This window comes from Streptomyces sp. NPDC050085 (assembly GCF_044460595.1).
Classification (GTDB): domain Bacteria; phylum Actinomycetota; class Actinomycetes; order Streptomycetales; family Streptomycetaceae; genus Streptomyces.
Window position 1 is genome coordinate 1,465,834 of the sequence record NZ_JBITJZ010000001.1, and the last position, 13,794, is coordinate 1,479,627.

Annotated in this window: 11 protein-coding genes; 4 read left to right on the forward strand and 7 right to left on the reverse strand. The window is 72.5% G+C overall.

The genetic code is table 11. The features are described from left to right. Window positions 1-39: 39 nt before the first annotated feature. From ACIBUY_RS06375 to ACIBUY_RS06385, 3 genes are all read left to right on the forward strand, one after another. Entirely contained in the window at window positions 40-1,308 is a 1,269-nt protein-coding gene (locus ACIBUY_RS06375; RefSeq protein WP_399151948.1) for a glycosyl hydrolase, read from the forward strand. A gap of 27 nt (window positions 1,309-1,335) precedes the next feature. Continuing rightward, entirely contained in the window at window positions 1,336-3,363 is a 2,028-nt protein-coding gene (locus ACIBUY_RS06380; RefSeq protein WP_399151949.1) for an endo-beta-N-acetylglucosaminidase, read from the forward strand. A gap of 61 nt (window positions 3,364-3,424) precedes the next feature. Then, window positions 3,425-6,448, forward strand: a complete 3,024-nt coding sequence (locus tag ACIBUY_RS06385) for an alpha-mannosidase (RefSeq protein ID WP_399151950.1) — start codon at window positions 3,425-3,427, stop codon at window positions 6,446-6,448. Here the strand turns inward: ACIBUY_RS06385 and ACIBUY_RS06390 are convergent. After that, entirely contained in the window at window positions 6,438-7,091 is a 654-nt protein-coding gene (locus ACIBUY_RS06390; protein ID WP_365566910.1) for a ThuA domain-containing protein, read from the reverse strand. The two genes, ACIBUY_RS06385 and ACIBUY_RS06390, sit on opposite strands and share 11 nt — an antisense overlap. A gap of 29 nt (window positions 7,092-7,120) precedes the next feature. Next, window positions 7,121-7,780 carry a DUF4389 domain-containing protein gene (locus ACIBUY_RS06395; RefSeq protein ID WP_365566911.1) on the reverse strand — a complete coding sequence of 220 codons (660 nt, stop codon included), beginning with the start codon at window positions 7,778-7,780 and terminating at the stop codon, window positions 7,121-7,123. Between the two features lie 98 nt (window positions 7,781-7,878). Between ACIBUY_RS06395 and ACIBUY_RS06400 the strand changes: the two genes are divergently transcribed. Beyond that, on the forward strand, window positions 7,879-8,247 hold the full coding sequence (locus tag ACIBUY_RS06400; RefSeq protein ID WP_365566912.1) for a VOC family protein: 369 nt from the start codon (window positions 7,879-7,881) through the stop codon (window positions 8,245-8,247). Here ACIBUY_RS06400 and ACIBUY_RS06405 read toward each other — a convergent pair. The 5 genes from ACIBUY_RS06405 to ACIBUY_RS06425 all read right to left on the reverse strand — a co-directional run bounded on the left by ACIBUY_RS06405 (window position 8,226) and on the right by ACIBUY_RS06425 (window position 13,792). Further along, window positions 8,226-8,942 (reverse strand): DUF6250 domain-containing protein, encoded by a 717-nt coding sequence (locus ACIBUY_RS06405; RefSeq protein ID WP_399151951.1) that lies wholly within the window; start codon window positions 8,940-8,942, stop codon window positions 8,226-8,228. The two genes, ACIBUY_RS06400 and ACIBUY_RS06405, sit on opposite strands and share 22 nt — an antisense overlap. Then, window positions 8,939-10,876, reverse strand: a complete 1,938-nt coding sequence (locus tag ACIBUY_RS06410) for a hypothetical protein (RefSeq protein WP_399151952.1) — start codon at window positions 10,874-10,876, stop codon at window positions 8,939-8,941. Before ACIBUY_RS06410 ends, ACIBUY_RS06405 begins: the two co-directional genes overlap by 4 nt. Beyond that, the gene (locus tag ACIBUY_RS06415) at window positions 10,873-11,928 is read right to left on the reverse strand and encodes a GDSL-type esterase/lipase family protein (RefSeq protein ID WP_399151953.1); all 1,056 of its coding nucleotides are present in this window, start codon (window positions 11,926-11,928) and stop codon (window positions 10,873-10,875) included. Before ACIBUY_RS06415 ends, ACIBUY_RS06410 begins: the two co-directional genes overlap by 4 nt. A 236-nt stretch (window positions 11,929-12,164) precedes the next feature. Next, the gene (locus tag ACIBUY_RS06420; RefSeq protein ID WP_399151954.1) at window positions 12,165-12,857 is read right to left on the reverse strand and encodes a helix-turn-helix domain-containing protein; all 693 of its coding nucleotides are present in this window, start codon (window positions 12,855-12,857) and stop codon (window positions 12,165-12,167) included. Continuing rightward, the gene (locus ACIBUY_RS06425; protein ID WP_365566917.1) at window positions 12,854-13,792 is read right to left on the reverse strand and encodes an AraC family transcriptional regulator; all 939 of its coding nucleotides are present in this window, start codon (window positions 13,790-13,792) and stop codon (window positions 12,854-12,856) included. The genes ACIBUY_RS06420 and ACIBUY_RS06425 overlap by 4 nt, the downstream gene beginning before the upstream one ends. Window positions 13,793-13,794: the final 2 nt, after the last annotated feature.

Here is a 13,794-nt window from a genome sequence, read left to right on the forward strand (position 1 = left end):
CACGCCCGCCCCCCACGTACGTACTCCGAGGAACTCTGCATGCCCGACGCGTCCAAGACCGTCCGTCCGCTGCGCTTCGGCGCCAACTACACGCCCACGCGGGGCTGGTTCCACCACTGGCTCGACTTCGACCTCGACGCGGTGCGCGCCGACCTGGACTCGATCGCCGCGCTCGGCCTCGACCACGTGCGGGTCTTCCCGCTGTGGCCGCTGTTCCAGCCGAACCGGACGCTGATCCGGCCGCGCGCCGTCGAGCAGCTGGTGGCCCTCGCGGACGCCGCCGCCGAGCGCGGCCTCGACGTCAACGTGGACGGTCTGCAGGGGCACTTGTCGAGCTTCGACTTCCTGCCCGCGTGGACGCAGACCTGGCACCGGCGCAACATCTTCGCCGACCCCGACGTGATCGCGGGCCAGGAGGAGTACCTGCGCACGCTCGCCGCCGCGCTCGCCGACCGGCCGAACTTCCTCGGCATGACCATCGGCAACGAGATCAACCAGTTCTCGGGCGACCCGCACCCCGACCCGGACCGCATCTCCCATGACCAGGCGGCGAGTTGGCTGGAGCGGATGCTCGCCGCGTGCGAGGCGGGGGCGCCGGGGAAGTTCCATCTGCACGCCGAGTACGACGCCGCGTGGTATCTCGACGCGCACCCGTTCACGCCCGCGCAGGCCGCCCGGCTCGGCGGCGCGACCGCCGTGCACTCGTGGGTGTTCAACGGCACCGCCCAGCGTCACGGCCGGACGGGAGTGGCGACCGAGCACCACGCCGCGTACATGATCGAGCTGGCCCGCGCCTGGCACACCGACCCCGAGCGGCCGGTCTGGCTGCAGGAGGTCGGCGCGCCCGCCCCGCACATCCCGGCCGAGCACGCCGCGCACTTCACCGAGGCGACCATCGCGAACGCGCTGGACTGCGAGAACATCTGGGGCGTCACGTGGTGGTGCTCCCACGACGTCTCCCGCGAGCTGGCCGACTTCCCCGAACTCGAGTACAGCCTCGGCCTGTTGACCAATGAGCGCGAGGTCAAGCCCGCGGGCGCGGCCATCGCGCGGGTCGTCGAGCAGTGGCGCGGGCGCGCTCACGAGCCCGCGCCGCGCACGACCGCCCTCGTCGTCGACACCGGCGACACCGTCGCCTCCCCGCACCGCGTCACGTGCGGTCCCGGCGGCGCCTTCTTCGAGGCCTGGCACCGTCTGACGGCTCAGGGCGTACGCCCCGCCGTGGTCCTGGCCGAGCACGCGCACGACAAGGAGCACCTGGCCGCCCGCGGCATCACCGCGGTGGTCACCCCCGCAGAGGTCGACTGACTCCCCCGTCCAAGGAGCCCTTCAGCAATGACCCGTACGCCCCGCACGCACCCCACCCGCCGGACCGTCGTCCTGGGCTCGGCCGCCACGGCCGCCGCCCTGCTGGCGCCGTCGACGCCCGCCACGGCCGCGACCGCCGCCGCCGCGAACCTCCAGCCGTACGCCTCGTACTGGTTCCCGGACTCGCTGCCCAGCGGGTCGCCCGGCGCCGGCATCACCTGGCGGTCCCTGAAGTCGTGGACGGCGGCGGGCGACGCCGATCTGGCCTTCAACCGGTCGGCGGTGCCGCTCGCGCCGCGCTTCACGCCGGTCCCGGTGAACACGACGGCCCGCACCGACCAGGCCCGCATCACCTCCCTGGTCTCCTTCGACCCGACGGCGGGGAACCCCTCGCAGGGCGGCCCGACCGCCTCCTACTACGCGCTGACGCACTGGGCGTACATCGACGAGCTCGTCTTCTGGGGCGGCTCGTCCGGCGAGGGCATCGTCCTCGCGCCCAACGCGCCGGTCGTGGACGCGGCCCACCGGCACGGCGTCACCGTCCTCGGCAACATCTTCCTGCCGCCCGCCGCGTACGGCGGCCAGCTGCAGTGGACCCGCGACCTCGTGCAGAAGGCCGCGGACGGGTCGTTCCCGATCGCGCAGAAGCTGGTGGACGTGGCCGTCGCACACGGCTTCGACGGCTGGTTCGTGAACGCCGAGACGTCCGGCGGCGACGCGGCGCTCGCCACGCAGATGCAGGCGTTCCTCGCCGAGCTCAAGCGGCTCGGGACGCCCCACGGGCTGCGCATCGACTGGTACGACTCGATGGTGAAGTCGGGTGCGGTGTCCTGGCAGAACCAGCTCAACGCCCAGAACCAGGACTTCTTCAGCCGGTCCGACACCTTCTTCGTCAACTTCAACTGGACGGCGTCCGGGCTGGGTTCGTCGGCCGCGCTCGCCGAGTCGCTCGGCCGCAGCCGCTACGACCTGTGGGCCGGCATCGACGTCGAGTCCAACGGCTGGAACACGTCGGTGAACTGGGACGCCGTGCTCCCGGCGAGCGGCGCGCACACCACGTCGTACGGCTTCTACCGGCCGGAGTGGACGTACAAGCACCTGCCCGCGGGCAGCACGCCCGGCCAGTTCCACGCCGCGGACGACCAGTTCTGGACCGGTACGTCGCTCGACCCGTCGCGGGCGTCGACCGGTTCCTGGCGGGCCGCCGCGACCACCGTCGCCGACCGGTCGACCGTCTCGGCGCTGCCCTTCGGGTGCAGCTTCAACACCGGGCACGGACTTGCCTGGTACGACGGCGGGACGGCCCGCTCGAGTGCCGCCTGGAACCAGCTCGGCGTCCAGGACCGCCTCCCCGGCCGCCGCTGGGTGACCCGCACCACCGGCACCCGCCCCTCGGTGACCCTGGACTTCGCCGACGCCTGGCACGGCGGGTCCAGCCTGCTGGTCGACGGCACCCTGAACGCGCCGGTCGTCGTCGAACTGCACGGCACCCGGCTCCCGTTGAGCGCCGCGACGACGGTGACGCTCGCCCAGCGCGCGGCCGCCGGATCCGTCACGGTCGAGGTCGGCGTGGCGCTTCAGGAGCCCGACCACCCGGGTGACCCGCTGACGTACTCCTTCCTGCCCGCGGGGACGGCCGGCAGCGGCTGGGCGGAGGCGACCGTCCGGCTCTCGTCCCTCGGCACCGGCACCATCCACGGCCTGGCGGTCCGGCTCACCGGCACCGGCGCCGTGCAGTACCGGCTCGGCGCGCTCCTGGTGAAGGACGCCGACGAGCAGGTGGCGGCGCCGGGCGCGGTCAAGGTCGACAAGGCGTCCGGCGACGGGCAGTTCCGCCTGTCGTGGGCGGCCGCCTCCGGTCCCGTACGCCACTACGAGCTGTACCGGGTCCTCAAGGACGGCACCCGCCGCTTCCTCACCGGGACCTGCGCGAACGCCGCGTACGTGAAGGGCCTGGCCGCCGAGCAGGGCGAGAGTGCCGTCACCTTCGAACTGCGTGCCGTCGGCGAGCTGTACGCGGCATCGGCACCGGTTACCGTCGCTGCACCCTGGTAACACCCGCACTACTGGCAACACCTGCACCACTGGCAACACCACGAGAAGTTGGAGCCCCTCCATGCATGACGACCGCGCCCTCGTAGAGGCCCGCCTCAAGCGCGTACTGGACGAGCGGATACGCCCCGCCGTGTATCCCGTGTCGGTGCCGCTGACGGTCGAGGCCTGGACCGCGCCCGGCGAGCCGGTGCCGGTCGAGGAGGGCCTGGCCGCGACGCACGCGCCGGTCGCGGTCGGTGATGCGTGGGGGGCTCCGTGGGCGACGACCTGGTTCAAGGTGACCGGTGAGGTCCCCGCGGAGTGGGCGGGCAGGACCGTCGAGGCCGTGCTCGACCTCGGCTTCGACGAGCGGATGCCCGGCTTCCAGTGCGAGGCGCTCGTCTACACGCCGACCGGTGAACCCCTCAAGGCGGTCAACCCGCGCAACCAGTGGGTGCGGGTCGGCGACCCGGTCGCCGGCGGTGAACGGGTGGAATGGCATCTGGAGGCGGCGTCCAACCCGGTGCTGCTCGGCGACGACCCGTTCCGGCCGACCGACCTCGGCGACAAGGAGACCGCGGGCGACGAGCCCCAGTACCGCCTGGAGCGCATGGACCTCGCGGTCTTCGACCGTGACGTGTGGGAGCTGGTCGCCGATCTGGAGGTCGTCGGCGAGCTGATGGAGCAGCTGCCCGTCGAGGGCGGGCGCCGCTGGGAGCTGCTGCGCGCGGTGAGCCGCTGCCTCGACGCGGTGGACCTCCAGGACGTCAACGGCACGGCTGCCGCTGCCCGTTCGCACCTCGCGGGTGTGCTGTCGGCGCCCGCGGACGCCTCCGCGCACCGCATCAGCGCGGTCGGGCACGCGCACATCGACTCGGCGTGGCTGTGGCCGCTGCGCGAGACCGTCCGCAAGGTCGCGCGCACGACGTCGAACATGACGAACCTCCTCGAGACCGAGGACGACTTCGTCTACACCATGTCCCAGGCCCAGCAGTACGCCTGGATCAAGGAGCACCGCCCCGAGGTCTACGCGAAGGTCAAGAAGGCCGTGGCCGAGGGCCGCTTCGTGCCGGCCGGCGGCATGTGGGTCGAGTCGGACACGAACATGCCGGGCTCGGAGGCGATGGCCCGTCAGTTCGTGCACGGCAAGCGGTTCTTCCTCGACGAGTTCGGCGTCGAGAACGAGGAGGCGTGGCTGCCCGACACCTTCGGCTTCGCGGCCGGACTCCCGCAGATCATCAAGGCGGCGGGCTCCAAGTGGCTGCTGACGCAGAAGATCTCGTGGTCGCAGATCAACAAGTTCCCGCACCACACCTTCCACTGGGAGGGCATCGACGGGACCCGCATCTTCACGCACTTCCCGCCGGTCGACACCTACAACTGCTCGATGCTGGGCCGTGAAATCGCCCATGCGGCAAGCAACTTCAAGGACAAGGGCGTCGCCAGGCACTCCCTCGCGCCGACCGGCTGGGGCGACGGCGGTGGCGGCACGACGCGCGAGATGATCGCCAAGGCGAAGCGCATGAAGTCCCTGGAGGGCTCGGCGCACGTCACGTGGGAGACGCCGCGGGAGTTCTTCGAGAAGGCCGAGGCCGAGTACGCCGAACCGCCCGTCTGGGTCGGCGAGTTGTACCTCGAACTGCACCGTGCGACGCTCACCAGCCAGGCGAGGACGAAGCAGGGCAACCGCCGCTCGGAGCACCTGCTGCGCGAGGCCGAACTGTGGGCGGCGACGGCCGCGGTCCGGGCCGGATTCCCCTACCCGTACGAGGAGTTGGACCGGATCTGGAAGACGGTCCTGCTGCACCAGTTCCACGACATCCTGCCGGGTTCGTCGATCGCCTGGGTGCACCGCGAGGCGGAGAAGACGTACGCGGCGGTGGCCGCGGAACTGAACGGGATCATCGACGCGGCGCAGCGCGCGCTCGCGGGCGAGGGCACCCAGGAGCTCGTCTTCAACGCGGCGGCGCACGACCGCACCGGGATCGCGGCGGGCGGCGCGGGCGTCCCCGTCGTCACCGGCACGGTCACGGTGGCCGACCGCACGGGCGGCGGCCACGTCCTCGACAACGGCCTGCTGCGCGTGGAGATCGACGCCCGCGGCCTGGTCGTGTCGGCGTACGACATCGAGGCGGGCCGCGAGACGGTCGCCCCCGGCGCGGCGGCGAACCTGCTCCAGATCCACCCGGACTTCCCCAACATGTGGGATGCGTGGGACGTCGACGAGTTCTACCGCAACGTGGTCACGGACCTGACCGACGTGGACACGGTGACGGTGGTCTCGGCGACGCCCCACGAGGTGGCGGTCGAGGTGGTGCGCTCCTTCGGCGCCTCCCGCGCCACACAGGTGCTGACGCTGGCGGCGGGCGAGAAGCGGCTCGACATCGACACCGAGGTCGACTGGCACGAGACGGAGAAGTTCCTCAAGGCGGCCTTCCCGGTGGACATCCATGCGGACCGGTACGCGGCGGAGACCCAGTTCGGCCACCTGTACCGGCCCACCCACACCAACACGAGCTGGGAGGCCGCCAAGTTCGAGGCCTGCAACCACCGCTTCGTGCACCTGGCGGAGCCCGGCTTCGGCGTGGCCCTCGTCAACGACTCGACGTACGGCCACGACGTGACGCGGGCGGTGCGCCCGTCCGACTCCGGCACGACGACCACGGTCCGGCTGTCCCTGCTGCGCGCCCCGCGCTTCCCGGACCCGCGGACCGACCAGGGCGTGCACCGCTTCCGGTACGCGCTCGCGCCGGGCGCGACGGTGGTCGACGCGGTCCGCGAGGGGTACCGCATCAACGTGCCGGAGCGCCGGGTGACCGGTTCCGGTGCGGTGGCGCCGCTGTGCACGGCCGGTTCCGACGCGGTGGCCGTGAGCGCGGTGAAGCTGGCGGACGACGGCTCGGGCGACGTGGTGGTCCGGCTGTACGAGGCCGGGGGCGGCCGCGCCCGCACCTCGCTGGCGCTCGGCTTCGAGGCGACGTCGGTCGTCGCCACCGACCTGCTGGAGCGCCCGCTCGCGGACGCGCCCGCCTACACGGTCGAGGAGGGTGAAGTCGCCCTGTCCCTGCGGCCTTTCGAGCTGGTGACGCTGCGGTTCACGCGCTAGCCCAGCGCACTCCCCCGGCCACATGGGCCCGGAACGCCGGGTCCGCGTAGGCCTCCGGGGCATGGCCGAGGGCCGTGTAGAAGACACGGCCCTCGCCCTGGGGGCGGCACCAGACCAGCGGGTGGGTGCCGCCCATCTCGGCTCCCTCGTACGAGGATTCGTCGGCGCGGGCCAGCACCCGCACCGCCGGATCCTCGCTCGGGTCGGACCGGAAGTCGTACCACTCGTCGGTGAACTCCCAGGCGCCGGGCAGGTGTTGGGTCGCCGGGTGGTCCGCGTCCGTGACCAGCACCCGGCCCGGCTGGTACGCCGGGTGGCGTGCGAAACGGGCGCCGAGCAGCCGGCCGTAGTACGGCCAGCTCTCCTCCGCGCACGTGGCGGCGTGCACCCCGACGAATCCGCCGCCCCCGTCGACGTACGCCGCGAGCCGCTCGCGCGCGCCGGGCGTCAGGACGTCACCGGCCGTGGACAGGAAGACGACCGCCGCGGGGCGCTCGCGCTCAAGGCGTCGCTCCAGCTCCTCGGGATCCTCGGTGTGCACCACGGTGAAACCGAGTTCGCGCAGCGCCCGGACGCCGTACGGGATCGAGTCGTGCCGGTAGCCGGTGGTGCGGGTGTACACGAGGAGGTCGCCCTGGGTCATGGGGCGAGCCTAGTGGGCGCGCTCGGATGTCAGACGAGGGACGGTTCCCGCTCCCCCTGGTCGAGGCGGAACGGCGGATAGCTGTCCGTCATCAGGGCCGCGTACGCGGTGACGCGGGCGGCCCAGCGGTGGGCGCCCACGTTCAGGTCGAACATGCCCCGCGGGTAGTGGGCGGTGAAGAGCAGGGCGACGGCCGCGAACAGGGTGAGCAGACCGGCCAGCCCGCCCGCCGTGGTGGTCCCGCCGACCAGCGTCGACACGATCAGCCACTGCGGCAGCGCCAGCAGCCAGCTCTTGACGAAGATCAGGCCGCGCGAGAGCCGCTCGGGGTAGGCGATGTCGAGGCGCGCCGGGTAGTCGGGGGCGGCGCCGAGGGTGAAGGGCGGGTAGCGGTCGGTGCCGAGGGTGCCGTACGCGTAGTAGGTCACGCGCCAACTCCAGCGCAGCACACCGAGGTTGAAGTTGAACAGGGCGCGCGGATAGCGGGCCGTGAACAGGATCGCGAACCAGGCGATCACCGAGACGACGGCGAACGCGAGGAACAGGAAGACCAGGATCAGGTAGTGCGGCACGGCGAGCAGCCATTTCACGAGCCAGAGCCAGCGCGAGAGGGCGGGGTCGTGATCCGCCTCAAGGGTGACCGGACTCGCCGGCTGTGCCGTCGCTACGGACGTCGCGGCAGTGGTCATACCTCCCCGTTTAAGACCGGGGTGGGCGGCCCGCAAGGAGAGTGACGGCGTCCGTTTCGTACAAGACGTCCGACCTGCGGCGCCCCTACGGTGAAGCCATGAACGACATCCCCGTCCGTATGGACGCCATCGGCATCGCCGCCTCCGACCTGGCCGCCTCGCTGGCCTTCTACCGGCTCCTCGGCCTCACCTTCCCCGAGGGCGCCGAGCAACTGCCGCACGTCGAGGCGGAGTTGCCCGGCGGGATCCGGCTGATGTTCGACCCGGACGACAGCGGGGAGGACCGCGGCCGCGGCCGGCTGGCGCTCGCCTTCCACTGCGGCGACGCGGCCGGGGTCGACGCGACGTACGCGGCGCTGACCGACGCCGGGCACCACGGCGAGGCCAAGCCGTGGGACGCGGTGTGGGGGCAGCGGTACGCCGTCGTGCACGACCCCGACGGGAATCAGGTGGACCTGTTCGCCTGACGGACCTCGAAGTCGCGGATCCGGAAGTGGCTCCACGTCGTACGGAACGCGAAGTGGCCGGCCGCGTACGGGGCCGGGTCCCGGTAGTCGAAGACGAGCCGTCCGTTGTTCCACCACTGGACGACCGCGCCGTCGGAGACGATCCGGACCCGGTTCGGCGCGTTCGGGACGAGCAGCGGCTCGGTGTAGTCGTGGATCAGCGGGCGGTTGCCGCTCTCGCCGACGTAACGGCGCAGCCGTGTCGTGGTGTTGGTGTTGGCGCCGTAGCCGACGTAGTACGTGGTGAGGAAGTCGTACTCGGCGAGGGCGCCGCCCCGCCGGGTGGCGAAGAGGTCGTGCGGGGAGCGCACGTCGGTGGCGTTCCAGAAGTTGTTGAGGTCGGAGACCCGGTCGAAGGCGCCGCCCGCGGAGACCGCGGTGGCCGTGTAGGTCAGCTCGTACGGTCCGCGCAGCCGTTCCTTGAACCAGACGGTCGCTCCGGCCGGTACGTCGATGTCGAGGACGCCGCGCGAGGCGGTGACGCTGCCGCCCTGCTCCAGTTCGACGGCCCACTTGCCGAGGCCGTGCCGGAAGTCATCGCGGGCGATGAGCCGTCCGCGGCGCGAACCGGGGTGTGCGGAGGCGGAGTTGGGCAGGGCTGCGGTGAGCGCGGCGCCCGCGGCGAGCGCGCCGAAGGCTCTGCGGGAGGTCGTCATGAGGTGCGGCTCCAGTCGGTCGTCGTGTGCGTCGTGTGCGTCGTGTGCGTCGTGTGCGTCGTGTGCGTCGTGATGTTCGGGCGGGGTGCGCGGCGGGTCCCGGTGCCGAGGTAGTAGTCCGTGTACGTGGACTGGAGGTAGCCGCGGACGGTCCATCCGAGGCGGTACTCGGGGTTCTGCGCGAGGGTGTAGAGGCGGGTGCGGGTCGGCTCGTTCGTGGAGTAGAGGCGCAGCGCCTTGTGGTCGGCGGTCTCGGCGAGGATCTCCTCGCGCCAGTCGCCGACGAGGTCGCCGTAGAAGGGCGTCGCGTTGCGGGCCCCGGAGACGACGCCCGCCGGGTCGAAGATCCTCGCGGAGGTCTCGGTGGCCGGGTCCCACTTCTCGACGTGCGTGGAGTCGAGGAGTTCGGCGCCGGTGTCACCGTCCCACCAGATGCGGAAGTTGACGCTGGGCGTGGTCGTGGAGACCTTGCCGTCCTGGACGTTGAAGACGCCGGCGCCGGGCCGGGTGACGTCGGCGGTCGACGTCCAGTACTCGAGCCCCCGGTGTCCTGGGTCGATGTCGGCGGCGGTGCCGCGGCCGACGTCGAGGTCCGCGTCGCTGACCGGGTCGGCGGGGTGCGCTCCGGTGACGAGGCGCTCGCCGGTGTCGGCGTCGTAGTAGTACCAGGGGAAGCGGGAGACGACGCCGAGTTCGGACTGCTGGATGGCGAAGCCCTCGAGGCCGGGGCGGTCCGGGTCGAGGTCGGCGACGGCGAACCGGTCGCCGTGGCCCGCGCCGTCGACGACGTAGCGCAGGGTGCCGTCGCTGTTGACGACGTAGTTGCCGTCGGCGATGTCGTCCTTGCCGTCCTGGTCGACGTCGACGACGCGGATCTGGTGGAAGCTGGTGGCGCCCGAGTCGGCGGGGACGGCGTACTTCCAGCGCCGGGTCAGGTCCGTGCCGTCGAAGTCCCAGGTCTGGAAGAGGATGCGGAAGGCGCCGCGCTTGGCGCCGACGCGGGTGACCAGCTTCGTGACCAGGCTGGGGTGTTGGCCGTCGAGGTAGGCGATGCCGAAGTGGCCGCCGGAGGGGCCGTCGGCGGCGAGGTCGTCGGGCAGGGGCTGCCGGGTGCGTTCGGTGCCGGTGCGGCCGTCGATCACGGAGACGAACTGGTTCGCGGGCGAGGCGGCGGCGAGCTGCGCACCGTCGGCGAACGTGGTGCCGTCGGCGGTGTGGACGAGGACTTCGGCCCGGCCGTCGCCGTCGAGGTCGTAGACGGTGACGTTGTCGTCGTTGCGGTAGCCGCCGATGGCCGTGGAGCCCGAAATCGCGGCGGGGGCAGGGTCGTTGGCGCCGTTGCCGGCGACCTGGGCGAGCGATCCAGGACCCATGTCGACGCGCCACAGCCGCTGCCCGGTGAGGGTGTAGGCCTCCAGGAGGTCGGGGGCGGAGCGGTCGGTGGACAGCCGGGAGACGACGAGTTCGTAGCGGCCGTCGCCGTCGAGGTCGCCCGGCCACGCGTGCTGCACGGTGTAGCCGTCGGCGGTGGCGAGCGGGATCTCGGCGTAGCCGTCGGCGGTGAGGTCGAGGGCGGCCGAACTCGGCTTCTGTTCCTTGCCGTTGACGACGGCGCGGACGGTGTACGTGCCGGTGCCCGAGGTGGTGTCCGTGTACGTGGTGGAGCGTGCGACCGGGGTCCGGTTGAGGCGCTTGCGGCCCTTGTAGACGTTGAAGGCGACGGCGTCGCCGTGCTGCGCGTACTCGGTGCCGAGGAGCCGCCAGCTGAGGAAGGTGCCCGTGCCGTCCTTGGCGGGGACGGCGACGAGGCCGCGGTCCAGGTTCTCCATGACGCGCCGGGCGGGCGAGGCGGCGGCCGGTGCGGGGGCGGTGGCGAGACCGGCCAGGAGGACGGTGGCGGCGCCGAGGGCAGCGCCGAGTCTTCGGGGGTTCACGATGAGCCGATCCTGTTTCTGTCGCGAGGGTGGCGAGGGTCCTGGAGGAGGGGGACGAGGTGGTCGGCCACCTTGCGGTGGCCCTGGGTGTTCGGGTGGACGGTCCCGTTGAAGTCGCCGTCGGCCAGGGAGGTCCAGCCGCTGGTATCGACGAACTCCGTTCGGGAGTCGGCCAGTTGGGCCACGACGGCCTCGATGTCGGTCGCGTGCTCGCCGTTGAGGGGGCGCAGGGCGAGGATGCGGGCATGCGGGGCCGCGGCCCTGATCTGTTGCAGGTAGGTGAGATAGGCGGCGCGGAAGGTTGCGGCGGGGAACGCGGCGTCGTTCGTGCCCTGGTTGACGACGACGGCGTCCGCCGTGCGGTCGGGCGCGGCGGGCGAGCCCGCGTAGTTGGAGCCGTACGCGTCCGGGGCCGCCGGCACTCCCCCGTTGCCGGTCTGGAGCACGCCCTGGCGCCCGAATCCGACCTGGGTGAGCCGCGCGTGCAGGGCGTCGGCCACGAGCGTCGGGTAGGCGGCGGTGCCGTCGGCGCAGTCGGAGGTGTTGACGTCGCACAGGGCCATGACGCCCTGGGTGATGGAGTCGCCGTAGAAGGCCAACTCCATTCGCTTGCGGGGTGGTTGGGGCAGGAGGCGAGCGCCGTCCGCCAGCCGGAGCCCGGTGAGCGCGACCCCTGTCCGCAAGGGGGGCGTCCAGCGTTCCGCGCGGGAGTTCACGTCCTTCACGGAGAGCCGCACGGTGTGCGGGCCCGGCCCGGCCGCAATGACGGTCACCTCGTCGCGGTCGACGGCGTACAGCCGCTCCTCACCGCCGTCGACCGACACGTACAGCTGCGCGGGGACGGCGACGGTGGAGACGTCGAAGAGCAGACGCACGGTCCCACCGGTGACCCGGAACGCCAGCCGTGAGCCGGAGTTGACGGTGGTCGCGACTTCGGAGGTGCGGCCCCAGTGGCCTTCGTAGGCGAGGCGGCGGTCGTCGGGGCGGACGACGTTCGAGGTTTCGGACGCAAAGACGGGCGGGGCGGCACCGGCCAGTACGGCGGCGGTCACCCCGGCCGACAGGACGGCACGAGTGCCACGGGGGCCACGAGTGGCGGGTCTGATGGCGGCGCTCCTCACGAGGTCGGCCCAGCAGCGGCGGGGCGGGGGCAACACTGCGGCAGAGCAGGGCAGTGATCTTGCTGCTTCACCGTGCCCGTTGAAGCGCTTCGACGCCAGATGTTCCGGGCTGTCGCCATGAGTTCGCAACACCCCGCACACAAACCCACAGGTCCACTCGCGCGCGCTCAGACCAGACGGGTCAGGGTCAGCCCCGTCAAGTCCCGTACGTCACGGGCGAGATGGGCCTGGTCGGTGAATCCGGCGCGGGCCGCCGTCTCGGCGAACGGGACGCCCGCGCGGGCCAGGGCGAGGGCCCGCTGGAGGCGCAGGACGCGGGCCAGCGTCTTGGGTCCGTAGCCGAACGCGGCCAGGGAACGCCGGTGCAGCGCACGGGCGTTGAGCCCAGCCGCCTCGGCCGTCTCGCGTACGCTGCGGCCCGCGTCCAGGGCCGCCACGACGTGGGCGAGCAGGGGGTCGGGGGGTGGAGCGGCGCCCGCGATACGGACGGCGGCCGCCTCCAGTTCGGCCGCCGGGTCGACGGCCGCGTCGATGCGCTCGGTGAGGCGACGCGCGTCGACGCCGCGCCACAGGTCCGTCAACTCGACCCGCCGGTCGCGCAGTTCGTGGGCCGGGACGCCGAGGTAGGCGGGCGCGGTGCCGGGTGCGAAGCGGATGCCCGCGAAGCGTCGCCCCCGGTCGACGCCGGTGTGGTGGGCGAGGGTGTCGGGCCCGGCGACGAACAACCGGCCCTCGCTCCAGATCAGGTCCATGCAGCCGTCGGGCAGAACGGGCCGCCCGGGGCCCCCGGGGTCGGGCGAGCTGGTCCAGAGCACCGCCCCCGGCACCCGGCTCGCCCACTCCTGGTACGTGTCGCTCACGCCGCCCGTCCCCGGTGCTCCTGCGGGCTCACCCCGTACACCCGCTTGAACGCGCTGGACAGGGCGAACGCACTGCCGTAGCCGATCTGCCGCGCTATGGCCGCGACCGTGAGCTCGCTGTCGCGCAGCAGGTCCGCGGCGAGCGCGAGGCGCCAGTTCGTCAGGTACGTCATCGGGGGCTCGCCCACGAGGTCGGTGAAGCGGCGGGCGAGCGCGGCCCGGGAGACCCCGGCCTTGTCCGCGATCTCGGTGACGCTCCACGCATGGGCCGGGTCGTCCTGGATCAGGCGCAGCGCCTGGCCGACGACCGGGTCGCCCATCGCCCGGTACCAGGCGGGCGCGTCCGCCTCGGGCCGCGAGAACCAGGCCCGCAGCGACGCGATGAGCAGCAGGTCGAGGAGGCGGTCGAGGACGACGTCCTGCCCCGGCTCGTCCTTCACGACCTCCTCGGCGACGAGCGGGGTCAGCGGGCAGTCCCACACCTCGGTGGGCAGCACGAGCAGCGCGGGCAGCGCGTCGAGGAGCCGGGCGGTGAGTTCGCCGCGCATCTGGTAGGTGCCGATCAGCATCTGCGCGGGACCGTCCGGGGTCTCGCCCCACTCGCGCACCCCGAACTCCCGGTAGCGGCCCACGTGCGCGGCGCCCAGCGGGCGGCACACCTGGCCGGGGCCGATCTCGGCACGGGGCGCGGTGGAGGGGTCGTCGCAGCAGACGTACGCGTCGGGGCCGCGGGCGATCGCCACGTCGCCGGGGCGGATGCGCTGCGCCGGGCCGTCCCCGTCGGGCAGCAGCCACGCGTCGCCCTTGACCATGATCATGACGGTGAGCGGGGCCTCGTCGGCGATCCGCACGGCCCACGGCAGTTCGAACGAGGCCCGGATCATAAAGGCGCCACGCGCGCGTGGTCCCTCCAAAAGACCTGCGAGTACGTCCATGT